The 21766-nt window shown below is 66.5% G+C and carries 25 protein-coding genes and 1 tRNA gene; 17 read left to right on the forward strand and 9 right to left on the reverse strand.

What is annotated here, in order from left to right; all coding sequences use genetic code 11:
• From LG306_RS15515 to LG306_RS15530, 4 genes are all read right to left on the reverse strand, one after another.
• Positions 1-495: an LptA/OstA family protein gene (locus LG306_RS15515; RefSeq protein ID WP_404416408.1), complete on the reverse strand. Its 495-nt coding sequence runs from the start codon at positions 493-495 to the stop codon at positions 1-3.
• On the reverse strand, positions 492-1151 hold the full coding sequence (lptC, locus tag LG306_RS15520; protein ID WP_404416411.1) for an LPS export ABC transporter periplasmic protein LptC: 660 nt from the start codon (positions 1149-1151) through the stop codon (positions 492-494). The genes LG306_RS15515 and lptC overlap by 4 nt, the downstream gene beginning before the upstream one ends.
• Positions 1152-1158: 7 nt before the next feature.
• A complete protein-coding gene (locus tag LG306_RS15525; protein ID WP_045809722.1) occupies positions 1159-1773 on the reverse strand; it encodes a ribonuclease D in 615 nt (204 codons plus the stop codon).
• A gap of 179 nt (positions 1774-1952) precedes the next feature.
• Positions 1953-2039: transfer RNA gene (locus LG306_RS15530), tRNA-Leu, on the reverse strand.
• Positions 2040-2263: 224 nt separating this feature from the next.
• On the opposite strand from LG306_RS15530, the gene LG306_RS15535 reads away from it, so the two are divergent.
• From LG306_RS15535 to LG306_RS15545, 3 genes are all read left to right on the forward strand, one after another.
• On the forward strand, positions 2264-3121 hold the full coding sequence (locus tag LG306_RS15535) for a WecB/TagA/CpsF family glycosyltransferase (protein ID WP_404416414.1): 858 nt from the start codon (positions 2264-2266) through the stop codon (positions 3119-3121).
• A 263-nt stretch (positions 3122-3384) separates the two neighbouring features.
• Complete coding sequence (locus LG306_RS15540) at positions 3385-4722, forward strand: FAD/NAD(P)-binding protein (RefSeq protein ID WP_404416417.1); 1338 nt, start codon at positions 3385-3387, stop codon at positions 4720-4722.
• 50 nt (positions 4723-4772) lie between these two features.
• Entirely contained in the window at positions 4773-5315 is a 543-nt protein-coding gene (locus tag LG306_RS15545) for a polysaccharide biosynthesis/export family protein (protein ID WP_404416420.1), read from the forward strand.
• A 7-nt stretch (positions 5316-5322) separates the two neighbouring features.
• Here the strand turns inward: LG306_RS15545 and LG306_RS15550 are convergent, their stop codons facing one another.
• The 3 genes from LG306_RS15550 to flgB are packed head-to-tail and all read right to left on the reverse strand — an operon-like array spanning position 5323 to position 6497.
• Positions 5323-5637, reverse strand: a complete 315-nt coding sequence (locus LG306_RS15550) for a flagellar hook-basal body complex protein FliE (protein WP_404416423.1) — start codon at positions 5635-5637, stop codon at positions 5323-5325.
• A gap of 10 nt (positions 5638-5647) precedes the next feature.
• Entirely contained in the window at positions 5648-6067 is a 420-nt protein-coding gene (flgC, locus tag LG306_RS15555) for a flagellar basal body rod protein FlgC (protein WP_369796239.1), read from the reverse strand.
• A gap of 25 nt (positions 6068-6092) precedes the next feature.
• On the reverse strand, positions 6093-6497 hold the full coding sequence (gene flgB / locus LG306_RS15560; RefSeq protein WP_017506835.1) for a flagellar basal body rod protein FlgB: 405 nt from the start codon (positions 6495-6497) through the stop codon (positions 6093-6095).
• A gap of 145 nt (positions 6498-6642) precedes the next feature.
• Here flgB and LG306_RS15565 point away from each other — a divergent pair, with 145 nt between their 5' ends.
• The 3 genes from LG306_RS15565 to LG306_RS15575 all read left to right on the forward strand — a co-directional run bounded on the left by LG306_RS15565 (position 6643) and on the right by LG306_RS15575 (position 8291).
• Positions 6643-6918: a FliO/MopB family protein gene (locus tag LG306_RS15565; protein WP_404416428.1), complete on the forward strand. Its 276-nt coding sequence runs from the start codon at positions 6643-6645 to the stop codon at positions 6916-6918.
• A gap of 179 nt (positions 6919-7097) precedes the next feature.
• Positions 7098-7898 (forward strand): flagellar type III secretion system pore protein FliP, encoded by an 801-nt coding sequence (fliP, locus tag LG306_RS15570; RefSeq protein ID WP_404416431.1) that lies wholly within the window; start codon positions 7098-7100, stop codon positions 7896-7898.
• 114 nt (positions 7899-8012) lie between these two features.
• Entirely contained in the window at positions 8013-8291 is a 279-nt protein-coding gene (locus tag LG306_RS15575; RefSeq protein ID WP_017506838.1) for an HU family DNA-binding protein, read from the forward strand.
• 77 nt (positions 8292-8368) lie between these two features.
• Here the strand turns inward: LG306_RS15575 and LG306_RS15580 are convergent, their stop codons facing one another.
• Positions 8369-11218: a tetratricopeptide repeat protein gene (locus LG306_RS15580; RefSeq protein WP_404416435.1), complete on the reverse strand. Its 2850-nt coding sequence runs from the start codon at positions 11216-11218 to the stop codon at positions 8369-8371.
• A gap of 108 nt (positions 11219-11326) precedes the next feature.
• On the opposite strand from LG306_RS15580, the gene LG306_RS15585 reads away from it, so the two are divergent.
• From LG306_RS15585 to LG306_RS15630, 10 genes are all read left to right on the forward strand, one after another.
• Positions 11327-12739 (forward strand): protein adenylyltransferase SelO, encoded by a 1413-nt coding sequence (locus LG306_RS15585; protein WP_404416438.1) that lies wholly within the window; start codon positions 11327-11329, stop codon positions 12737-12739.
• Between the two features lie 122 nt (positions 12740-12861).
• On the forward strand, positions 12862-13389 hold the full coding sequence (locus LG306_RS15590; protein ID WP_404416441.1) for a DUF2975 domain-containing protein: 528 nt from the start codon (positions 12862-12864) through the stop codon (positions 13387-13389).
• 12 nt (positions 13390-13401) lie between these two features.
• The gene (locus tag LG306_RS15595; protein ID WP_039244779.1) at positions 13402-13620 is read left to right on the forward strand and encodes a helix-turn-helix transcriptional regulator; all 219 of its coding nucleotides are present in this window, start codon (positions 13402-13404) and stop codon (positions 13618-13620) included.
• Between the two features lie 197 nt (positions 13621-13817).
• Entirely contained in the window at positions 13818-14234 is a 417-nt protein-coding gene (locus LG306_RS15600; protein WP_404416444.1) for a DoxX family protein, read from the forward strand.
• A gap of 174 nt (positions 14235-14408) precedes the next feature.
• Positions 14409-14891, forward strand: a complete 483-nt coding sequence (locus LG306_RS15605; protein ID WP_039244783.1) for a MerR family DNA-binding transcriptional regulator — start codon at positions 14409-14411, stop codon at positions 14889-14891.
• A 3-nt stretch (positions 14892-14894) separates the two neighbouring features.
• On the forward strand, positions 14895-16679 hold the full coding sequence (locus LG306_RS15610) for an acyl-CoA dehydrogenase C-terminal domain-containing protein (RefSeq protein WP_404416449.1): 1785 nt from the start codon (positions 14895-14897) through the stop codon (positions 16677-16679).
• A gap of 96 nt (positions 16680-16775) precedes the next feature.
• Positions 16776-17939, forward strand: a complete 1164-nt coding sequence (locus tag LG306_RS15615) for an acyl-CoA dehydrogenase family protein (protein WP_055806174.1) — start codon at positions 16776-16778, stop codon at positions 17937-17939.
• Positions 17940-18176: 237 nt separating this feature from the next.
• Positions 18177-18461, forward strand: a complete 285-nt coding sequence (locus tag LG306_RS15620) for a GIY-YIG nuclease family protein (protein WP_017505875.1) — start codon at positions 18177-18179, stop codon at positions 18459-18461.
• A gap of 45 nt (positions 18462-18506) precedes the next feature.
• Entirely contained in the window at positions 18507-19226 is a 720-nt protein-coding gene (locus LG306_RS15625; protein WP_404416454.1) for a 16S rRNA (uracil(1498)-N(3))-methyltransferase, read from the forward strand.
• A 69-nt stretch (positions 19227-19295) separates the two neighbouring features.
• Positions 19296-20657 carry a glutamate--cysteine ligase gene (locus tag LG306_RS15630; RefSeq protein WP_404416457.1) on the forward strand — a complete coding sequence of 454 codons (1362 nt, stop codon included), beginning with the start codon at positions 19296-19298 and terminating at the stop codon, positions 20655-20657.
• Here the strand turns inward: LG306_RS15630 and LG306_RS15635 are convergent.
• Positions 20654-21397, reverse strand: a complete 744-nt coding sequence (locus LG306_RS15635; RefSeq protein ID WP_404416460.1) for a hypothetical protein — start codon at positions 21395-21397, stop codon at positions 20654-20656. The genes LG306_RS15630 and LG306_RS15635 overlap by 4 nt on opposite strands.
• A 115-nt stretch (positions 21398-21512) precedes the next feature.
• On the opposite strand from LG306_RS15635, the gene LG306_RS15640 reads away from it, so the two are divergent.
• Positions 21513-21758 carry a type II toxin-antitoxin system ParD family antitoxin gene (locus LG306_RS15640; RefSeq protein WP_404416463.1) on the forward strand — a complete coding sequence of 82 codons (246 nt, stop codon included), beginning with the start codon at positions 21513-21515 and terminating at the stop codon, positions 21756-21758.
• Positions 21759-21766: the final 8 nt, after the last annotated feature.

Raw genomic sequence — 21766 nt, forward strand, 5'->3', positions numbered from 1 at the left:
TCAGTTCGAGTTGGGATAGAAGACGCCCTGCACGCGGCTTCCGGCGGCGCCGCGCGGCGCGCCGTCCATGCGGGCCGTCTCGGTGTTGATGTTGTAAACCAGGCGCGAGCCGGTCAGGACGTTCTTGCCCTGGGTCAGGATGACGTTGCCCGTCACCACGATCTCGCCGTTGCCCAGGTTGTAGACGGCGCGGTCGCCGCGCATCGACTGATCGGGCGTCACGAAATAGACCGTGCCGCTGGCCTCGGCGCGTTGCAGATCGCCGCCCTCGCCGCTGACCAAGGTCAGGGTGTCGGCGCGGAAGCGGTTGCCGCCCTGCGTCGCCTCCGCTCGGCCGCGCAGGATGATGCGGTTGGGGGCGTATTCGACCGAGTCCGCGCCATAGGCGACGGGCTGATTGGTCGCCTTGGCCTGGGCGTCCACCAGGACCGGCATGACCACGACGGCCGCCGCAGCGATGACGGCCAGCGTCTTCGAAATCTTCGTCACGATCATCCGCCTGACCCCTTGGGCGTCAGAACGCCCTTCACCTTGTTGTCGCCTGCGCCGTCGAACACGACGCGCTGTCCCTGATCGTAGATCGCATAGGACGATGCGTTGATGGTTCCAATAGGGCCGGAACCCTGAACGCCCTTTGAACCAGTGACGTTTCCGGTCGAGGTGTCGACCACCGCCTCGGGCGTGGTGAGGACGAAGCCCGTCCCACCGTCCGAAATGCGAACGTTCGGGCCGATCGTCACCGTCTTGGCCTGTTCGTCATAGAGGCCGCCGTCGGCGGTCAGTTCGGTGACCTTGCGTCCGCCCAGATTCAGCTTCAGCGCCGGGCCGATCAGTTTGAACTTGCCGGTATTGGGGTCGCGCACGGCGCCCTGGGCGCCGACGGTGAAAGCGCGGCCTTGCGCGTCCTGACCGTGGAACAGGGGGGCGTCCAGCCGGACTTCCTGGCTCTGGCTGGCCTTGCGCTCCACCCCCGACATGACGGTGCGAAACACGGTCCAGGTCAGGGCGCCGCCCGCCAGCACCAGGATGATGATCGGCAGGACGCGGCGATACAGCTTCACCCGCCGCGAACGCGCACGCCAGCGCGCGCCGGCCAGGGCGACCCTGGCCTCGTCGGCCTCGATGCGGGACTGTTCGCCGTGTTCGGTCAAGCGCGCCTCAGCTGTGGGCGAAGATGTCGGTCTCGTCCCAGCCGGCCAGGTCGAGCGCCGACCGCGTCGGCAGGAAGTCGAAACATTCAGCGGCCAAATCGGTTCGCCCTTCGCGCGCCAGCATCATGTCCAGCTTGGCCTTGGCCGCATGCAGATAAAGGACATCCGACGCCGCATAGTCCAGCTGCGCCTGGCTCAGAGTCTCGGCGCCCCAGTCCGAGGACTGCTGCGCCTTGGACAGGTCCACGCCCACCGTCTCGCGCACCACGTCCTTCAGCCCGTGCCGGTCGGTATAGGTGCGCGCCAGCTTGGAGGCGATCTTGGTGCAATAGACCGGTCGCGTCTCGACGCCGAGGTGCAGCAGGAACATGCCGATGTCGAACCGGCCGAAATGGAAGATCTTGGTCACCGCCGGATCGGTCAGCACCCGCTTCAGGTTCGGACAGTCATAGGCGGGCCGGTTCAGCCGCACGACATGGGCGTTTCCGTCGCCCGACGACAGCTGCACCACGCACAGCGGATCGCGGCGAAAACGCAGGCCCATGGTCTCGGAATCGATGGCGACCTCGGACCCCAGGTCCAGATCGTCGGGCAGGTCGCCCTCATGCAGGTAAACGGTCATGCTCAGGCTCTTACACGGCGAACACGGCGCGCGAAACGGGCAAGCTTATTCACGAAACGGCCTCAAGCAGGAATGCGCCGCGCGCATTCCGATAGGCCACAAAAAATGCCGTCGCGCGCGAGGCGATAGGCCAAAACAAAGAAAGCGCCGCACCGTTCGGTGCGACGCTTTCTGAAAGATGGTGCCCAGAAGAGGACTCGAACCTCCACGGCCGTTAAGCCACTGGCACCTGAAGCCAGCGCGTCTACCAATTCCGCCATCTGGGCCCCGTCGGCAGCGCCTTGCGGCGTTTCCATCGGGAAGGCGCGGACCTCTAAGGGAGGCTCCGGGCGGGGTCAACAAGGATTTTTCGCCTTTGCGAGATTTCTTGCGCGCGCGGCGCACCAAGCCTGGCCGCACATCATTTTCGATCCGCGTCCGGCGGCGACTTAATGGGCGCTAAGCCTGTTTTCTAACCCCGTCTTGAGGCCAGGTCGCCTAGAAGCGCCTCATGGCGGACCCGTCTCTCAGCCCCTCTGCGCCAGAGCGCTTCGCTACGGAGCGTCGCGCCCGGCCGCGCGCGCCGTTCCGCCAGAACCGCCGCGCCCACGAGCGGGTCACGATCCTGGGTCAATCGATGGATCTGGTGAAGCCGGAAGAGGTGCTGCACCACATCCAGCAGGCGGTGCGACAAGGGGCAAAGAGCCTGATCGCCAATCACAACCTGCACAGCCTTTATCTGATGCAGAAGCGGCCTGAACTCGCCGCCTTCTACGACAGGGCTGATCTGATCGAGGTCGATTCGACGCCGCTTCTGGCCTTCTCGCGCGCCCTGGGCCTGCACAGCCGGGGCTTTCACCGCTGCACCTATCTGGACTGGCGCGACCATTTCTGGAGCGTGGCGAACCGCGAGGGCTGGCGGGTCCTGTCCGTCGGCGGCGCGCCCGGCGTCGGCGACGAGGCGGCCCGCCGGCTGAAGCTCCGCTATCCGGACGCCGACATCGCCATCCACCACGGCTTCTTCGACGCCCGGCCCGGGTCGTCCGAGAACGCCGCCGTCCTGGATCGGATCATAGCCTTCCAGCCCCACATCCTGTTCGTCGGCATGGGAATGCCACGCCAGGAGCTCTGGATCGCCGACAATTTCGAGCGCCTGCCCGATTGCGTCATCCTGTCGGTCGGCGCCGCCTTCGACTATGAGGCGGGGGTTCAAAGCGCGGCCCCGCGCTGGATGGGACGCGCCGGCATCGAATGGGCCTATCGCCTGCTGCATGATCCCAAACGGCTGTTCGTCCGCTACTGCGTCGAGCCCTGGAGCCTGATCCCCCTGGCGCTGGCCGATTTGCGCGCAGGGCGGCGTCGTCGCTGATCGCCCTAAATCGTCATTCCGGGGCTGAGCGCAGCGAAGAACCCGGAACCCAGGGCCAAGGTCGCGCTACTGAACGCATTCGCCGCCGGATGCGCGTCTCCTAGGTTTCGGGTTCGTCCTTCGGACGCCCCGGAAAGACGGCACAAGCCTGGCCGTCGATTGAAACGCGGCGGCCATATTCCTACTGGCCAGATAGATATTTATCGCCATGATCCGTCTGGCCCGGCGCATGTTATCGACAGCGACGGAAACGGAAAACGGGGGTGCGCGTGCCGCAGCAGAATGGACCGCATGTCGCCATCGTCGGCGCGGGTTTCAGCGGTCTGCTGACCGCCGTCAATCTGCTGAAGGCCTCGCGCGACGTGCGCGTCACCCTGATCGAACGGCGCGGCGTCTTCGGTCCCGGCACCGCCTATGACACCGGCAATCCCGGCCATCTGCTGAACGTCCGCCTGGACAATATGAGCGCCTTTCCCGACCAGCCCAGTCACCTGGCCGACTGGCTGGCCGAACAGCCGTCATGGCGCGCGCAGGACGGCTTCATCACCCGCGGCGTCTACGGCGACTATCTTCAGGCCCTGCTGGACGAGGCGCTGGACGACGCCCCCGACCGCCTGACCCTGATCGGCGCCGAGGCTCATTCGATCGATCGCCAGAACGAAGGCTGGCGTATCCTGACCAGCGACGGAGAGGTCGCGGCCGATCAGGTCGTGCTGGCGTTGGGCAATCTGGAGCCCGCCTCGCCCTCCGGCGTCGAGGACGCGGTGCGCGCCTCCCCCGCCTATGTCGAAAACCCCTGGCGGTTCGATCCTCAGACGGCGCGCGACGCCCGCAACGTCCTGCTGATCGGGTCGGGCCTGACGATGGTGGATGCGGCCATCACCCTGCGCCGGCCCGGACGCCGCCTGACCGCCCTGTCGCGTCACGGTCTTTTGCCCCGCGCCCACGCGACCGTTCCGCCCACGCCCTATGTCGGCGGCTTTTCGGGCAGCCCGGCCGAAATCCTGCGCCAGATCCGCGCCGCGACCGCCGAGGCCGACTGGCGCGCCGTGTTCGACCGCCTGCGCCATTCCGCGCGCGACATCTGGCGCGGCTGGTCGCGGGTCGAGCGCAGCCGCTTTCTGCGCCATCTGCGTCCCCTGTGGGACGTGCATCGCCACCGCCTGTCGCCCGGTCCGGCCCGCGACATCCATTCCATGCTGGCTGCCGGCGAACTGACGATCCTGGCCGGCAAGCTGACCGAGCTGAAGGCCACCGACGTCATCGAGGTCTCGTGGCGTCCGCGCGGAAAGAAGCGCGCCATCAAGGAACGGTTCGATCTGGTCGTGAACTGCACCGGGCCGCTGGGCGTGATCTCCAAGAGCACCGAACCGATGATCCGGGATATCCTGGACAAGGGTTACGGTCGCCCCGATCCCCTGGGCCTGGGCCTGCAGGTCGATGACGAGGGCGGCCTGCTGGACGGGGCGGGCGCACCCGCGCGCGGTCTTCACGCTATCGGCCCCCTGACGCGCGGCGCCTTCTGGGAGATGACGGCCGTGCCCGACCTGCGCGGCCAAGCCCGCGATCTCGCCGCCCGTATCCTGTCGGACCGCCCCTAGACCCGAACAACCGACACGTTTAGCATTCACACCCGGAACGATTTGGGGCGATGACAGTGGGGGCAAGAAGAGGCATCGGCCTGCTGGTCGCGATCCTGTCGCTGGGCCTGACCGCCTTTGCGCCTCAGGGCGTGTCGGACTACCGCCTCGCCTCCGCCGACAAGGTGCGCATCGACGTCTTCGGCGAGGCGGCGCTGGGCGGCGAGTTCGTGATCGACGCCAACGGCCGGATCGCCCTGCCCCTGATCGGCGAGGTCCAAGCTGCCGGCCTGACGGGCGCCCAGCTTCAGGACGCCGTCGCTCAAGCCCTGAGCCAGGGCTATCTGAACCAGCCGCGCGTCACCGCCCAGGTCCTGACCTATCGGCCGATCTACATCCTGGGCGAGGTCAATCGGCCGGGAGAATACCCCTATCTGCCGGACCTGACGGTGCTGAACGCCGTGGCGACGGCCCAAGGCTTCACCTATCGCGCCAACACGCGCCGCGTCTTCGTGCGTCGCGCCGGATCACAGGTCGAAGAAGCCCAGCCGCTGACCGCCGATGCGCGTGTTTCGCCCGGCGACACCCTGCGGATCGGCGAACGCTACTTCTGACCCGCTGTCAGATCGGCATCGCCATAATTTCCTTATAGGCGGAAATCACCTGATCGCGGACCGAGATCACCGTTTCCAGGGACGCCTCGGCCGAGCTCAGCGCCGTGACCACATCGATCAGATTGCCCTGGCCCTGGACCGAGCGGGTCATCTCGGTTTCGGCCGCGCGCGACTGCTGGGTCATGTCGGTCATGGCGTTCTTGACCAGGTCGGCGAAGCCGCCGTCCCCGACGCCGGGCGCATGGGCTGCGCCGGAGAGTCCGGTCGGCATGGCGCCGCCCTGAACGGCGGCATAGGCCTTGGCGGCCATCATCGGATTCATGGCCTAGTCCTCAGCGTTTGATGATGTCGAGGGTGCGGCTGTCCATCGACCGCGCCGTCTCGATGACGTTCAGATTGGCCTCATAGGCGCGCTGCGCCTCGCGCATGTCCATCGCCTCGACCAGGGTGTCGACATTGGGCCGCATCACATACCCCTGCGCGTTCGCGGCCGGGTGCGACGGGTCATAGTCCATCTTGAAGTCGCCCTGGTCGGGCCGGACCTCGGCCAGGGTGACGCCGGTCGCCCCATCGACCTCGCGCGCCTGGAAGACCGGGATCTGGCGGCGATAGGGCTCGCCGCCCGGCGTGCGCGCCGTCGACTGGGCGTTGGCGATGTTCTCGGCGATCACGCGCATGCGCGACTGCTGCGCCTTCAGGGCCGAGGCCGCCACCGCCATGGCGCTGTTCGAAGGGGGGATGGGATCAGGCATGGGTCAGTCCTTCTCGGCCATCGGCTCAGGCGCCCGGCCGCTTGGCGGCCATGCGGATCATGGACATGGATTTCTGGTAGAAGCCGATGGCGGCGTCATAGGCCATGCGGCTCTCGGCCATTTTCAGCATCTGCTCTTCGACCACCACCGAATTGCCGTCCAGCGTGGTCTCCGAATCGGGCGCCTTGGTCGGAGCGAACCGCACCGGTGAACCGGCAGGCGCGATATGGGCCGCATTGGTGCGCACCATCTGCAGCCCCCCGCCCGAGCGCATGGCGGCGGCGAAGTCGGTCGGCTGTTTCAGGTCGCGCCCGACGAAGCCCGGCGTATCGGCGTTGGCGACGTTCTCGGCTATGACCCGCTGGCGTGCGTCCAGCCAGCCCAGTCGGCCCTTGATCTGCCCCAGCAGCGGTATGTCGGCGACGCCCATGGCGGTCTCCCGTGCGACGCGAATGCGCGCGATGGGCAGAAAATGCCGCCTGGATGGTTAATAGGGGGTTATCTCAACGGGTCGTTAACCGTGCTGGTTAACATTCAGGGTCTAAGCGCGGACTGCGCGGGGCCTTTGCAGCGTCATGAATTTCCTCGATCTCGCCCGGGCGGTCTTCGGCCTGGCCTTCACCCTCGGCCTGATCGGGATCGCGGCCTGGGCTGCGCGCCGCTATGCGCCGCAAATTCTGGCCCGGCTGAACGCTGAGCGCGGCGAGCGCCGGCTTCAGGTCGTCGAGACCCTGGTGCTGGACCCCGCCCGTCGCCTCGTTCTGGTCCGCGTCGACGACGAGGAACGGCTGATCCTGTTGGGCGAAGGTCGCGAACTAATCGAGCCGCGTCAGCAGGGGATAGGCCAATGACCGGCCGCACCGAAACTCTCCCTCCCCCGGCGGGGGAGGGTGGACGAGCGCAGCGAGGTCGGGTGGGGGCGGCAGGGCGATCCATCGCACGCCTGTTCCGCATCACATCGCACGCCTGTTCCGAGGCGCCCCCACCCGGTCGCTCCGCGACCACCCTCCCCCGCCGGGGGAGGGAGAAGGTGTTCGTAAGCCCCACCAGCGCCGAGCTGAAACGCGCGGCCCTGCTGTCGTTGTTCACCACTCTGGTCTGCCTGGCCTGGCCCGTCGCGGCCCTGGCTCAGCAGGCGGCGCAAAGCGGCTCGGCCCTGAACATTGATCTGGGCACCGGCGCCGGCCTGACCCAGCGCGTGGTCCAGCTGGTCGGTCTGATGACCGTCCTGTCCTTGGCGCCGTCCATCGTCATCATGACCACCAGCTTCGTGCGGATCATCGTGGTCCTGTCGCTGCTGCGCACGGCGCTGGGCCTGCAACAGTCGCCGCCGAACGCCGTCCTGGTGTCCCTGTCGCTGTTCCTGAGCGCCATCGTCATGGCCCCGACCTGGCAGGACGCCTATGATTCGGGCATTCGTCCGCTGATGGATCAGCAGATCGAACTGCCCCAAGCCTTCGATCAGGCGTCCGAACCCGTAAAAACCTTCATGCTGGCCCAGGTGGACCGCGGGGACCTCGCCCTGTTCACCCGTCTCTCGAAGATCGACCCGCCCCAGAACGTCCAGGACCTGCCCCTGCGTGTGGTCACCCCGGCCTTCATGATCAGCGAGCTGAAGAAGGCCTTCGAAATCGGATTTCTCCTTTTCGTTCCGTTCCTTGTGATCGATCTAGTGGTGGCCAGCGTGCTGATGTCCATGGGCATGATGATGCTCCCTCCGGTGGTTGTGTCCCTCCCCTTCAAGTTGATCTTCTTCGTGCTGGTGGACGGCTGGCGATTGGTCGCCGGAAGCCTGGTCGAGAGCTTCCAGCGGGCGTCCGGTACCGGATAATCCCCCGCCCCATATGGCTTTAAGCGTCATCGGCGCTTGCAAAGCGTATGGAAATCCGTGTTGATCCCCCGGTCCTCGCTCGGAATCGGGCGACTAACACTGGAAACGCTTCTTATGACCACTCAAGCCGAACTGATCGCCGCCGTCGCCAAGGACGCTGGTGTTTCGCAGGCCGACGCCGGCAAGGTGCTGACCGCGATCGTCGAAAACATCCACTCGACCCTGAAGTCGGGCGGCGACATCCGCATCTCGAACCTGGGCGTCTTCGACACCGCCGACCGCGCTGAGCGCGAAGGCCGCAACCCGGCTACCGGCGCGACCATCAAGATCGCCGCCTCCAAGGCCGTGCGCTTCCGCGTCTCCAAGCCGCTGAAGGACGCCGTCAACGGCTAAGCCTTTTCGGTCCTGCGATGCAGGACCGGCAATGCTCGACGGGCGGGGGTCGCGATGCGATCTCCGCCCGTTTCGATTTAGGCGGCGCTCTTGGCGTCGGCGTCTTTTCTGAACGCCTGTTTGGCGCTGTTGACCCAGCCGACGAAGGTGTCGGCCTGGCTGGACAGATTGGCGAAGTCGCCCGTTCCCGCCACGCCCGACAGATTGTCGTCCAGCGCGACCCGCAGCGCCGCCGCCGACCGCGCGCCGGGAACCATCGGCCCAAAGCGCCCGCTCAGCCGCTGCAACGCGGCCCGATCGCCGGCCAGCGAGTAGCCGACGCCCGCCCGGATCAGCCAGCTCTCCTCGGCTGGCGTCAGCGGTATGGTCGCGGTCTTGTAGCGATCGCCCAGCCGCGCCTCATAGATCGGCGCCGCCTCGCCCCACTTCTGCTGCTTCCAGAAGATGTCGGCCCGCACCTCGCGCGCCGGGTTCGACTGATCCCGGTCCAGCACCTCCAGCGCATGGTCGAACCGGCCCAGATCCATCAGGGCGCGCGCCTCCAGCGCCCGGCGCTCGCTGTTCATCGCATTGGGCAGCAGGGTGATGCGCGAACCCCAGATGGCCTGCAACGCCTTCTCCGGCTGGCGGTCCATCAGATAGACGGTGGCCAGATTGGTCGCGACCTGGGCCTTGGCCACCCCGTCCAGACGCTCGTCCACCTGGTGCTTCAGAAGCTCGGCGGCCTGATCCAGCAGGTCCACGTCGATCAGCCGGCGCGACAGACGCCGCACCATTTCGTCGCCGTCCGCCCCGATCGGGGTCAGTTCGCGGAAGTCATAGAACAGCGCCAGCGCCTGCACCGGCTGCAAACCGTCCGCCGCCCCGTCCAGGAACAGGGCGCGGAAGGCGTTGGCCTGATCCGCCTGCACCTCGGCTGCGCCCGGCACGCCCGCCATCCGCTTGCCCGCGCCGCGCAGGGCGTCCAGCGCCTCGCGGTATCGCCCCTGTTGCAGATAGATGCCCGACAGTTTGCGCACGACCGCCATCTCGGTCGCATCCCCGCGCCAGCGCCATTTCAGCTGTTCCAACTGGGCCGTCGCCTGATCCGGCGTGATCGCACCCTTGTCCAGCTCCAGGCTGATGGCGCCCAGTTTCGCCGGCGTCGCGATCCCGTCCAACGGCGCGCGCGCCACGGCCTTGTAGACCGCCAGCGCCCGGTTCTTGTCGCCATTCAGCTCGAACATCCGCGCCTGCACCAGACGTGCGGTCAGTTGATCGACCGCCGGCGCATCCTGGCTGAACACATAGGTCAGCAATTGCTGCGCGGCGGGCAGATCGTTCAACTGGATCGCGGCCATGGCGTGGGCCGCGCCGAATCGCGCGCGCCATTCCTTGGGGAAGCTGTCGATGGCCGGGGCGCCGGCGGCGAAGTTGCGACGCGCCCCTTCCCAGTCGCCCATCTCCGAAGCGATATAGCCCAGCCAGACCTTGGTCGCCGGATCGTTGGCCAGGGCCGCGCCCGCGAAATCAACCTGGGCCTCCTCCAACCGCCCGACGCCGACGCGCGCCACGCCGCGCAGGCCGCGCACTTCGGGCTCGCCTTGCAGGTTGGGCGCCTTGGCGATCAGGGCGTTCAGCACCCCGATGGCCTCATAGTTCAGTCCCGACCCGACCAGGAACCGAGCGAGCGCCATCCGCGCCTCGATCGGCGCGCGCGGATTGTCCGCCGCTGCGATCGTCTCCAGCCCGGCCGCATCCTGCAGCCGGCGATAGCGGTCCGAGAAGCCCGCCTCGCCCGTCGCGGCCCAGGCCTCGTCGATCAGCGCCGGATAGGCCGCCCGCTTGGGCGCATCCGCATTGTGGTCGCCCGTCTCCAGCCCGGCCGCCGGCGACGACAGCGCCAGCCCCTTGGGCCGGCTCAGCGTCACCAGATCTCCCGCCGCCTCGATCTTCAGGTCGTCGGCCGCCGTCTCGACCGCCAGGCCCTGCGCCGTCGGGATCAGGCTCAGATCGACCGTGCGCCGTCCGCCGGCGTAACTCTTGCCGGGCGCCAGGGCCGTCACCGCCGCGAACCGGTCGCCAACCAGCGGATCGGTCAGCCAGACCGCCTTGGTCGCCCCGGCCATCTGCGCCACCAGCACCGGCGCGCCGTCGTCGGACCGGCCGACCTCGACCCCGCCAGCCGCGCCGTCCGGGCCGCCCAAGGTCACGGTCCAGGTCCCGCCCTGGCCCTGCGCCGAGACGCCCAGCCCTTCGGGTTCGGCGATCCTCAGGGCCGTATAGCCCGGCCCAGCCGCCCACTGGGCGTTCTTGGCCGATCCCAGCGTCTTGGCGCCGCTCATATCCATACGGGCGGCCGTGTCGAACACGACCCAGACCGCGTCGCCCCGGCGGAAGACCGCCGCCCCCACCGGCGCGCCCCAGTCGAAGGTCAGGACGGTCTTGCCGCCGGCCGTCTCGGCCCGCACCGGCACCACGGCCTTGGTCGTCTGCGGCGCGGCGGCGTCGCCGCCCTCCGGCGCCTTGCCGGGCGCATAGAGGTTCAGCCACACCGCCCCGTCCGCGACGCCCGAGCGCGCATCCGCGCCCTGTTCCAGCGTCAGGATCAGGTCCGTGCCGCCCGCGCCCCGGCTCGGCCGCGTCTCGACCGACTTCACCCCGGCCGGCGGATCGACCTTCAATCGCGAGACGTCGGGCGCAGCGGTGGTCCCCAGCCGAACGACGACCTTGTCGCCCTCGCGGCTGATGCGCGAGCGCACCCCGATCACGCCGCCGAACTCGACCCGCGTGAACTCGGCGTTTGCGCCGATATTGATGGACAGCGGATCGCGCGACCGGCCGACTTCCTGGGCCAGCGGCGCCATCGGCGCGAACACGACGGCGCCGGCCGTGGCGGCGGCCACGGTCGTCTTCAGGATGCGCTTTGTCGGCGAGGCCCCGGACATATCTCCCGACCCATGCGCGACAAGGCCTTTAATCGCGGTTAACCGCCGTTCACCGTAGTTCTGCCGATAGCGGTTGCGCTTCCCGTCTGGTGACCGCACCTAGCGGCCATGCCCGTCTCTACCGCCTACACCCCCGAACCGCGCTTCTTCGACTTGGGCGCGGACTATGCCGATGCGGTCCAGGCCGCAGATTTTCCCCAGACGACCCTGCGGTTTCGCAACGACCGCGCGGCCGCCGAAGTCGGGCTGGAGGGGCTGAGCGAGGCGGAATGGATCGCCGCCTTCGGACGGTTCGAGCCTCTGTCGGGACAGCCCGGTCCGATCGCCATGCGTTATCACGGGCATCAATTCCGGCACTACAATCCCGATCTGGGCGATGGGCGGGGGTTCTTGGCGGCGCAGATGCGTGATGCCTCGGGTCGGCTGATGGACCTGGGGACCAAGGGATCCGGCCGGACGCCCTGGTCGCGCGGCGGGGATGGGCGGCTGACGCTGAAGGGCGGTGTGCGCGAGGTGCTGGCGGCGACGATGCTGGAGGCGCTAGGCGTCCCGACCAGCCGCGCCTTTTCGCTGATCGAGACCGGCGAGGCGCTGGAGCGCGGTGACGAGCCTTCTCCGACGCGGTCGGCTGTGCTGGTGCGCCTGTCGCACAGCCATGTGCGGTTCGGCACATTCCAACGCGCGGCCTATCTGGGGCGCAAGGACCAGATCGAGGCGCTGATCGAACATGTGCGCACCCTGTATCATCCGGGCGTCGCCGCCGGCGATGCACCCGGCCTGCTGCGGGCTGTCGTCGAGGCCTCGGCGAAACTGACGGCGCGGTGGATCGCGGCCGGCTTCGTGCACGGGGTGCTGAACACCGACAATCTGAACGTCACGGGCGAGAGCTTCGACTACGGCCCCTGGCGGTTCCTGCCCGAATACGACCCGGCCTTCACCGCCGCCTATTTCGATCAGACAGGCCTCTACGCCTTCGCACGTCAGCCGGAGGCGGTGTTCTGGAACCTGACGCAGTTGGCCGGGTGCCTGAAACTGGTCGCCGAGGTCGAGCCGCTGACGGATGCGCTGAACGGCTTCGGTCCCGCCTATATTCGCGAACTGAGGGCCGCGTTCTTGATGCGGCTGGGGGTGCTGAGCCTGGGCGAGGCGGCGGATCAGCGGCTGGTCGATACGACCTTGGCCCTGTTGCGAGAGGGCGGCGCGGCCCTGCGGTGGGAGCCGCTATTTTTCGACTGGTTCGGCGGTTTCGCCTCCTCGGCCCGCGCCCTGTCGAGACCGCGCGCCAAACTGTATCAGGGCGAGGCCTTCGACGCCTTCCGCTTTGCGTTGATGGAACACGAACCGGACCGGATCGAGCGGCTGGAGCATCCGATGTTCGCCGCGCGCGAACCGGAGGAGATGCTGATCGACGAGGTCGAGGCGATCTGGGCCGCCGTCGCCGACGCCGACGACTGGACGCCCTTCCATGACAAGCTGGAGCGGCTGGAAGCGGCGCGTTTGGCCTGGGACTTAACGGCCTGATGCCGAATCTTACGAAAGCTTCATCTCGTTTATCGATAATTTTCTTGCCTGTTTATCGATAAATCCATATCGATAGTCACCAAGGCGGTCGCGGAGGGCGACCCGAATGGAAGGGCTTCGAGATGAAGATGATCGGCAAATATTCCGTCGCCAGCGTCCTGCGCTGGCTGCTGGGCTTCGTCAATGTGTTCGTGATGATCGGCGCTGTCGCCACGATCCTGGTCTTCCTGTTCACCCTGATCGTGCCCAGCTTCGGCGCAGGCTTGATCGACGGGCTGAAAGGCGCGAGCGCCGATCCGAGCAACACCCTGCAATGGACAGGTCGTCTGACCCTGCTGGGCGCGGCGATGGCCTGCGGCTTCACCTGGTGGATCATCAACCGGCTGCGGCGCATCCTGCTGTCGGTCAATCAGGGCGACGCGTTCGAGTTCGCCAACGTCAAACGGCTGCAAGGCGTAGGTCTGGGCCTGATCGGCATTCAGCTGACGGCGCTGCTGCTGGTCTTCGTCGCCCCGCAGAGCATCGGCCAGTCGCCGTCCGACTACGACTTCGACCTGGGGTCCTGGCTGGGCATTCTGGTGGTCTTCATCCTGGCCGAGGTGTTCCGGCAAGGGTCGGCCATGCGCGACGAACAGCTGACCACGGTCTGAGGAGCGCACGCCATGATCATGATCCAACTGGACCGGCTGCTGCTCGAACGCCGGATGTCCCTGACCGAACTATCCGACCGCGTCGGCGTCACCCTGGCCAATCTGTCGATCCTGAAGACCGGTAAGGCCCGCGCGGTGCGCTTCTCCACCCTGGACGCCCTGTGCCGCGAACTGGACTGCCAGCCCGGCGACCTGATCGTCCAGACGCCGGGGCCGCAGCCCGAAGACTGAAATCTCGCGTCGCAAATCCTTGTGGGGCATTGGGAATCGGCCCAATGCCCCCGGCCCGTAACAGAAAGTCATCAGCTGATGTCATCAGTTGATGTCATCGCATGATGACAACCGTCTGAAGCGCCGCTATATAGGCTTCAGCGAACGGCTCCTGAGGTCGGATCGCAGCCGTTCATGACCTTCAGGCGTCCTCCCCGATGACCACCTCGACCTTCACCACCGCGCCGTCGCGCAACCGCGCCGCCTACGCCAACATCGCCCTTTGGACGCTGCAGGGCTGGATCGCGATGTTCTTCATCGCCGCCGGCTACGCCAAGCTGACCGAGCCGATGACCAACCTGATCAATCTGATGGGCTGGCCCGCCGTCGCGCCCGAGAACATGGTGCGCGGCCTGGGCGTGGTCGAGATCGTTCTGGCCATGGGCGTGCTGAGCCCGCTGATCTCGTGGCGGGTGGGTCGCCCGCTGCTGCTGACGGCGGTAGTCGGCCTGATCGTCATGGAAGCGACCATGATGACGATCCATGCGCTGAGCCAGGACTTCGGACTGGCGGCGGTCAACGCCATCCTGCTGGCCATCACCATCCCGGTGCTGCTGGGCCGCCGCAAGGCTTGATTTGAAAGAGATCGAACGCCGGGCCCCTCTCCCCCCTCCAGTCCGGCGTTTGCGCCCGGAGCCTCCCCCAGGCTCCGGGCTTTTTCATGCCTGATCGTCGGGAAAGGCGAAAAGCTTACCCTTACGTGCGCGTAAGCCTCTTCCCTTTACGCGCACGTCAAGTTATGAAGGCGTATGGCCACCGCCGACGACCACCGCACCTATTCCATTCGCCAGCTGTGCCGCGAGTTCGGCGCCACGGCGCGCGCCCTGCGATTCTATGAGGACAAGGGCCTGCTGACGCCCGCGCGCAAGGGCCAGACCCGCGTCTATGACGCGCGCGACCGCGCCCGGCTGAAACTGATCCTGAGGGGCCGCCGCATCGGCTTCACCCTTCAGGAGATCCAGGACATGATGGATCTCTATGATCAGAAGGATCACAACGTCCACCAGATGGCCGTGGCCCTGGTGCGGCACCGCGCCCAGATCGCGGCGCTGAAACAGCAGCTGGAAGACATCGAAGGCGCCATCGAGACGGCCGAACAGGCCTGCGCCTGGATGGAATCCAAACTGTCCGAACACCGCCCCGACCTGCTGCCGGGCGCCGAAGACTATGAGAAGCTGCTGCGCGCGCGTCTCAACCACGACCACCACCACCCCTTCAAAGCAAGAGCGTAATCCATGGCCTACAAGGCGCCTGTCCGCGACTTCACCTTCATCCTGAATGAAGTGCTGGAGATCGACCGCTACACCAACCAGCCGGGCTTCCAGGACGTCTCTTCGGATCTGGTCAGCCAGATTCTGGAAGAAGGCGCCAAGTTCGCCGACGAGGTCATCGCCCCGATCAACAATCCGGGCGACAAGGAAGGCTGCCACTGGGCCGAGGGCGGCGTGGTGACCGGACCCAAGGGCTGGAAGGAAGCCTACAAGGCCATGTCCGAAGCCGGCTGGATGGCGCTGGCCGCCGACCCGGCCTACGGCGGTCAGGGCATGCCCAGCGTGGTGGCCTCGGCCTTCGGCCAGATGACGGCCGGCGCCTCGGCCGCCTTTTCGATGTATCCGGGCCTGACCGCGGGCGCCTATGCCGGCATCCACGCCAATGCGTCCGAACAGCTGAAGCAGAAGTATCTGCCCAAGATGGCGACCGGCGAATGGTCGGGCACGATGAACCTGACCGAGCCGCAGTGCGGCACGGATCTGGGCATGGTGCGCACCAAGGCCGTGCCGAACGGCGACGGCTCCTATTCGATCACCGGCCAGAAGATCTGGATCTCGGCGGGCGAGCACGACTTCGCCGACAACATCATCCACACGGTGCTGGCCCGCGTCGAAGGCGCGGTTCCGGGCATCAAGGGCCTGTCGCTGTTCGTCGTGCCCAAGTTCCTGGTGAGTGAGGACGGTTCGCTGGGCGAGCGCAACAGCCTGGAATGCGCCGGCCTCGAGCACAAGATGGGCATCCACGGCAACGCCACCGCCGTCATGCAGTACGACGGCGCCAAGGGCTGGCTGATCGGCGAAGAAGGCCGCGGCATGAACAATATGTTCGTCGTGATGAACGAAGCCCGCCTCGGCACCGGCCTGCAAGGTCTGGCCATCGGCACCGCCGCCTATCAGGCCGCCGTCGAGTTCGCCAAGGACCGCCTGCAAGGCCGTTCGCTGACCGGACCGAAGAACCCGGACGGCCCGGCCGACAGCATTATGGTCCACCCCGACGTGCGCCGCATGCTGCTGGAGTCCAAGGCCTTCGTCGAGGGCGGCCAGGCCTTCATCCTGTGGACCGCGCTTCACGCCGACCTTGAGAAGTCCGAAGACGCGGCCGTGGCCCAGAAGGCCAAGGATTACATGGGCCTGCTGACGCCGGTGCTGAAGGCCTATCTGACCGACAAGGGCTTCCACGTCGCGTCTTTGGGCATGCAGGTGCACGGCGGTTCGGGCTACACCGAACACTTCACCGCCTCGCAGTATCTGCGCGACGCCCGCATCACCATGATCTACGAGGGCACCAACGGCATCCAGGCGCTGGATCTGGTCGGCCGCAAGCTGCCCGCCAACGGCGGTCGCGCCATCATGACCTGGTTCGGCGAGATCGACGCCTTCGTCGCCGAGAACAGCGGCAATGAAGCGATCAAGCCCTTCGTCGACGGCCTGGCGGACGTGAAGGCCAAACTGCAGGACGGCACCATGTGGCTGATGCAGAACGGCATGGCCAATCCGGACAACGCCGGCGCCGCCTCGACGGACTATCTCAACGTCTTCGGCCTGACGGCGCTGGCCTATATGTGGGCGCAGATGGCCAAGGTCGCTCAAGCCCAGGTCGAGGCCGGTTCGACCGACCCCTATTACTCCGCCAAGCTCCAGACCGGCCGCTACTTCGTCGAGCGCATCCTGCCCGACGCGGAAGCCCATCTGAAGAAGATGAAGACCGGCGCCGACGTGCTGATGGCCATGCCGGCCGAGGCGTTCTGATCTCAGACTGACGACGAAACGGGTCGGCGATCTCGCCGGCCCGTTTTTCTTATCAACCAGACGGGCAAAAGCCCGCAAACCTCAGGGACGAAACCGATGAACGTGCTGGGCAGCCCCGATCCCGATTTCATGCGTGAAGAAGAGATCACCCTCTTCTCCGACAGCGTCGGCAAATGGATCGACGAGCACGCGCCGCTTGAGAAGGTGCAGCAATGGATCGCTGACTCCTCGGTGCCGCGTCAGCTGTGGAATGACGCGGGCGAGGCGGGTCTGCTGGGCCTGTCGCTGCCGGAAGAGGACGGCGGTTTCGGCGGCGACTATCGGCACGAGGTCGTCTTGATGCGTCAGCTGGGCTGGAAGGGCGCGGACCACTTCGGCATTTCGCTGCACAACGCGATCGTCATGCCCTACATCTGGCATTACGGCACCGAGGAACAGAAGCAGCGCTGGCTGCCGCGCCTGCAATCGGGCGAACTGGTCGGCGCTATCGCCATGACCGAACCGGGCGCGGGCTCGGACCTGCAAGGCGTCAAGACCACGGCGGTCAAGTCGGGCAACGGCTATGTCGTCAACGGCTCCAAGACCTTCATCACCAACGGCCAGCTGGCCAACTTCCTGATCGTGGTCGCCAAGACCGATCCGGCCGAGGGCGCCAAGGGCACCTCGCTGATCGTGGTCGAGACCGACGGCGCGGAAGGGTTCGAGCGTGGTCGCAACCTGCACAAGATTGGCATGGAGGCCAACGACACCTCCGAACTGTTCTTCAACGACGTGAAGGTCCCCGGCGACAACATCATCGGCGGAACCGAGGGCCAGGGCTTCGTCCAGCTGATGCAGCAACTGCCTCAGGAGCGGCTGAACATCGCCGTCCAGGGCGTCGCCGCCGCCGAGCGCGGGCTTGAGGCGACACTGGCCTACGTCAAGGAGCGCAAGGCCTTCGGCAAGCGCGTCATCGACTTCCAGAACACCCAGTTCAAACTGGCCGAGGTCAAGACCAAGCTGACCGTCGCCAAGGTCTTCACCGACCACTGCATCGGCCTGCATCTGCAGGGCAAACTCGACGCCGCCACCGCCTCCATGGCCAAATACTGGGTCACCGACATCCAGGGCGAGACCATCGACGAGATGCTGCAGCTCCACGGCGGATACGGCTACATGAACGAATATCCGATCGCCCAGCTGTACAAGGACGCCCGCGTCCAGCGCATCTACGGCGGCACCAACGAGATCATGAAGCTGCTGATCGCGCGAACGCTGTAGCGCCGAGACAATCGAAAGACAATGATCTATGGTTGCAGAATGGCGACCATGAAGAAGGACATACTCACCCCGCCTCCCGAACGGTGGAAACACCTTCGGTGGGCGAAGCGTGCCTTTTGGAAAGGTGAACGTAAGGCCGCCAAAGCACTGGCTTTGGCTCAGCCTCACAATAGCTGACAGTCAACCTCCGCTCATCCCCGCGAAAGCGGGGACCCAGTGCTTTCGGGGAGCACACCGGTGGCCTTCTTCACCTATATCGTCGCCAGCCAGAGGAACGGGACGCTCTATACCGGCTCGACCGAGGACATCATCCTCCGCACCGCCCAGCACCGGGACAAACTGTTCAAGGGCTTCTCCGCCAAGTATGGCTGCGCCACACTGGTCTGGTTCGAGATGCACGACAGCCGCCACGCGGCCTTTGTACGCGAGCGCCAGATCAAGAAATGGAACCGCGTGTGGAAGCTGGAACTGATCGAACGGTCAAATCCAGCATGGCGCGATCTGTTCGACGACCTGATCTGAGGCTCTCACTGGGTCCCCGCTTTCGCGGGGATGAGCGGTTTTTTGATGATACGTTTGTGCGTTAAGGGCGCCCTCGCCCCTGCCGCTGCTGTGGCCCCTACGCTGGATCAGTCGCGCTATCTGACCCAGGTCATGCGGCTGAAGGCCGGAGACGATCTGCTGGTGTTCAACGGGCGCGACGGGGAGTGGCGCTGCACGGTCGCGGAAGTCCTGAAGAAGGGCGTGATCCTGCGCGCCGAGGAACAGGTGCGACCCCAGACCTTCGGTCCTGATCTGGAACTGATCGTGGCGGTGGTGAAGAAGGCGCGGGTCGAGACCATCGTGGAGAAGGCCGCCGAACTGGGCGCGCGCCGGGTGCGGCTGGTCCTGACGAAACGCACCAACGCCGACCGCATCCGCCTGGACCGGCTGGACGCCATCGCCGAGGAAGCCGCCGAACAGACCGGGCGGATGGACGTGCCCGCCGTCGATGATCCGATCAAGCTAGACGCCCTACTGGACGGGTGGGAGACCGGACGCCGGCTGATGTTCTGCGACGAGACGGGCGGGGCGCCCGCCGTCTCGTCCCTGCGCGACGCAGGCGAAGGCCCCTGGTCCATCCTGATCGGGCCGGAGGGCGGGTTCTCGCCGGAAGAGGGCGAGCGGCTGCGGTCCCTGCCCTTCACCACCGCCGTGTCGCTGGGCCCGCGCATCCTGCGCGCCGACACGGCCGCCATCGCCGCCATGACCCTGTGGCAGGCGGCCGTCGGTGATTGGGCGCGATAGAATACTCCGCTCGCCCCCTTGAGGAACTTGGCTTTAGCCGCCATCTAGCCGCGACAGCAGGGGTTACAGATGGCCGAGAACGCGCCGCTTTCCAGAGACGCTCTGATCGAGACCATGTCCAAGGGGATCAAGCCCAAGGACCAGTGGCGCATCGGCGCCGAGCACGAGAAGTTCGGCTTCGACAAGACCACGCTGGCGCGCCCCGCCTATGACGGCCCGAACGGCATCAAGGCCATGCTGGAGGGGCTGCAACGCTTCGGCTGGTCGCCCGTCGAGGAAAACGGGTTTCTGATCGGACTGGAGCGCCGGAACAGCGAAGGCTTCGTCGCCTCCGTCAGCCTGGAGCCGGGCGGTCAGTTCGAGCTGTCGGGCGCGCCGCTATTGACCATCCACGACATCTGCAACGAGACCGGCCAGCACCTGATGGAGGTCAAGCAGGTCGCCGACCAGATCGGCGTCGGCTTCCTGGGCGCCGGTTTCGACCCGCTGTGGACCCGCGAACAGGTGCCGGTCATGCCCAAGGGCCGCTACGACATCATGCGCGCCTATATGCCCAAGGTCGGCACCCTGGGCCTGGACATGATGCTGCGCACCTGCACCATCCAGGCCAATCTCGACTTCGATTCCGAAGCCGACATGGTAATGAAGTTCCGCACCTCGCTGGCGCTGCAACCCATCGCCACCGCCCTGTTCGCCTGCTCGCCCTTCACCGAGGGCCGGCCGAACGGCTTCCTGTCGGCCCGGGCCAACGTCTGGACGGACACCGACGCCGACCGCACGGGCATGCTGGCCTTCGTGTTCGAGGACGGGTTCGGCTTCGAGCGCTACGCCGACTATGCGCTGGACACGCCGATGTATTTCGCCAAGCGCGACGGCCGTTATATCGACGCCTCGGGCCAGTCGTTCCGCGATTTCCAGGCCGGCAAACTACCCGCCCTGCCCGGCCAATATCCGACCCTGAAGGACTGGAACGACCACCTGACCACCCTCTTCCCCGAGGTGCGGCTGAAGGCCTATCTGGAAATGCGCGGCGCCGACGGCGGACCGTGGAGCCGGATCTGCGCCCTGCCCGCCCTGTGGGCCGGGGTTCTGTACGACGCGCCGTCGCTGGCCGCCGCCTGGGACCTGGTCAAGGACTGGGACATCGCCGACCACGAGCGCCTGCGCCGCGACGTGACCCGCCTGGGCCTGAAGGCCGAGGTGGCGGGCCGATCGGTGCGCGACATCGCCGTCGACCTGGTGAACATCGCCAAACAGGGGCTGAAGAACCGCGCCAAATTCTCGGGCGGCATGGTGGACGAGCGCGGCTATCTGTCGGAACTGGAAGACATCGCCGACAGCGGGATCACGCCTGCTGAGCGCCTGCTGGATCTGTATCACGGCGCCTGGCAGGGCGACGTGAAGCGCATCTACGCCGACTTCGCCTACTAGGGGACGGTGTAGTCCGAGCAGTCGGGCAGAGGGCTGCCCGGCTGGTATTCGCCCGTCTTGGCGTCCAAGGTGAATCGGCGGCTGAAGCTGCATCTCGGATCGCGCGAGGTGACCAGGTCGGCGGGCTTCAGCGGCGGTTTCTCCGACGAATCCTCGGATCGAGAGGCGCCGCGCGGATAGGCCGTCGCCGTGGTTTCATAGGTCAGGACCGGCAGGCCGCCCTCGTCCACTCCCGCCTCGACGGTGAGGACGCCCTTGAAGCTGTAGTTGTCGTGGCAAACCTCTGCGCGCCGCTTCATGTCCTCTTCGGTGAAGCACGCCCGGATCATGACCGCGCCCTGAATCGGCACGGACAGAACCGGCGCCGATGCCGCATCGCCCTCGGCGTCCAGCCGGTATAGCCGCAGCTCGGTCGCCTGGCCGCTGCCGCCCGAATACAGGCTGCTGCCCTCCTTCTCGACCCCGGCCAGAAACCCGCCGTCCGACAGTCGGATCAGACCGTGCCAGGGCCGATAGGTCTCCACCTCGCCCGTCGCCTCTCGAGGCGCGGCAGGCACGGCGTCGGGCGCTCGGACGACCGGGGTGAAGACCGGCTCGCCGTCGTGCATCTGCTGCGTCAGACCGACGCACAGGGCCGCGTCGGCCGTGCAGGCCCGACCCTCGACCACCGTCAGAGGTTCGATCCTGTTCCCTGACGGCGGGGACTGCAGAGCGGCGATCAAGGCGAGAAGGGCGATCATGAACCGATCCTAGCGGACGCGGCGCGCGACGCCACCATTGCGGCGCGGCCAAGCCATCCGGGTTCGCATTGACAAAGCTTGCCAAGCGCCCAATCTGCTTAAATGGAGGCCGACCATGGCGACGATGAACATCTCCCTGCCCGATCCGATGAAGGCCTGGGTCGAGGAGCAGGCGAAATCCGGCCGCTACGCCAACACGTCGGACGTGGTGCGCGACCTGATCCGCCGCGAGCAGGTCAAGGCTGAGAAGATTGCGCATTGGCAAAGGCTGATCGTAGAAGCCGACGCCTCCGGTGTTTCCGGCCAGTCGCCACGTGAAGTGATCGAAGAACTGCGCGCCCAGTTGCGTCGCGCCTCCTGATGCTTCGT

The sequence above is a fragment of the Brevundimonas vesicularis genome, from assembly GCF_044807075.1.
GTDB lineage: Bacteria > Pseudomonadota > Alphaproteobacteria > Caulobacterales > Caulobacteraceae > Brevundimonas > Brevundimonas vesicularis_G.

What these genes read in the sequence shown, in the direction of transcription:
- LG306_RS15515 (WP_404416408.1), bottom strand. Translation starts at nt 495, where the DNA reads ATGATCGTGACGAAGATTTCGAAGACGCTGGCCGTCATCGCTGCGGCG.
- LG306_RS15525 (WP_045809722.1), bottom strand. Translation starts at nt 1,773, where the DNA reads ATGACCGTTTACCTGCATGAGGGCGACCTGCCCGACGATCTGGACCTG.
- LG306_RS15535 (WP_404416414.1), top strand. Translation starts at nt 2,264, where the DNA reads ATGGCGGACCCGTCTCTCAGCCCCTCTGCGCCAGAGCGCTTCGCTACG.
- LG306_RS15545 (WP_404416420.1), top strand. Translation starts at nt 4,773, where the DNA reads ATGACAGTGGGGGCAAGAAGAGGCATCGGCCTGCTGGTCGCGATCCTG.
- LG306_RS15550 (WP_404416423.1), bottom strand. Translation starts at nt 5,637, where the DNA reads ATGAATCCGATGATGGCCGCCAAGGCCTATGCCGCCGTTCAGGGCGGC.
- flgC (WP_369796239.1), bottom strand. Translation starts at nt 6,067, where the DNA reads ATGCCTGATCCCATCCCCCCTTCGAACAGCGCCATGGCGGTGGCGGCC.
- flgB (WP_017506835.1), bottom strand. Translation starts at nt 6,497, where the DNA reads ATGGGCGTCGCCGACATACCGCTGCTGGGGCAGATCAAGGGCCGACTG.
- LG306_RS15565 (WP_404416428.1), top strand. Translation starts at nt 6,643, where the DNA reads ATGAATTTCCTCGATCTCGCCCGGGCGGTCTTCGGCCTGGCCTTCACC.
- LG306_RS15575 (WP_017506838.1), top strand. Translation starts at nt 8,013, where the DNA reads ATGACCACTCAAGCCGAACTGATCGCCGCCGTCGCCAAGGACGCTGGT.
- LG306_RS15580 (WP_404416435.1), bottom strand. Translation starts at nt 11,218, where the DNA reads ATGTCCGGGGCCTCGCCGACAAAGCGCATCCTGAAGACGACCGTGGCC.
- LG306_RS15585 (WP_404416438.1), top strand. Translation starts at nt 11,327, where the DNA reads ATGCCCGTCTCTACCGCCTACACCCCCGAACCGCGCTTCTTCGACTTG.
- LG306_RS15590 (WP_404416441.1), top strand. Translation starts at nt 12,862, where the DNA reads ATGAAGATGATCGGCAAATATTCCGTCGCCAGCGTCCTGCGCTGGCTG.
- LG306_RS15595 (WP_039244779.1), top strand. Translation starts at nt 13,402, where the DNA reads ATGATCATGATCCAACTGGACCGGCTGCTGCTCGAACGCCGGATGTCC.
- LG306_RS15600 (WP_404416444.1), top strand. Translation starts at nt 13,818, where the DNA reads ATGACCACCTCGACCTTCACCACCGCGCCGTCGCGCAACCGCGCCGCC.
- LG306_RS15605 (WP_039244783.1), top strand. Translation starts at nt 14,409, where the DNA reads ATGGCCACCGCCGACGACCACCGCACCTATTCCATTCGCCAGCTGTGC.
- LG306_RS15610 (WP_404416449.1), top strand. Translation starts at nt 14,895, where the DNA reads ATGGCCTACAAGGCGCCTGTCCGCGACTTCACCTTCATCCTGAATGAA.
- LG306_RS15615 (WP_055806174.1), top strand. Translation starts at nt 16,776, where the DNA reads ATGAACGTGCTGGGCAGCCCCGATCCCGATTTCATGCGTGAAGAAGAG.
- LG306_RS15625 (WP_404416454.1), top strand. Translation starts at nt 18,507, where the DNA reads ATGATACGTTTGTGCGTTAAGGGCGCCCTCGCCCCTGCCGCTGCTGTG.
- LG306_RS15630 (WP_404416457.1), top strand. Translation starts at nt 19,296, where the DNA reads ATGGCCGAGAACGCGCCGCTTTCCAGAGACGCTCTGATCGAGACCATG.
- LG306_RS15635 (WP_404416460.1), bottom strand. Translation starts at nt 21,397, where the DNA reads ATGATCGCCCTTCTCGCCTTGATCGCCGCTCTGCAGTCCCCGCCGTCA.
- LG306_RS15640 (WP_404416463.1), top strand. Translation starts at nt 21,513, where the DNA reads ATGGCGACGATGAACATCTCCCTGCCCGATCCGATGAAGGCCTGGGTC.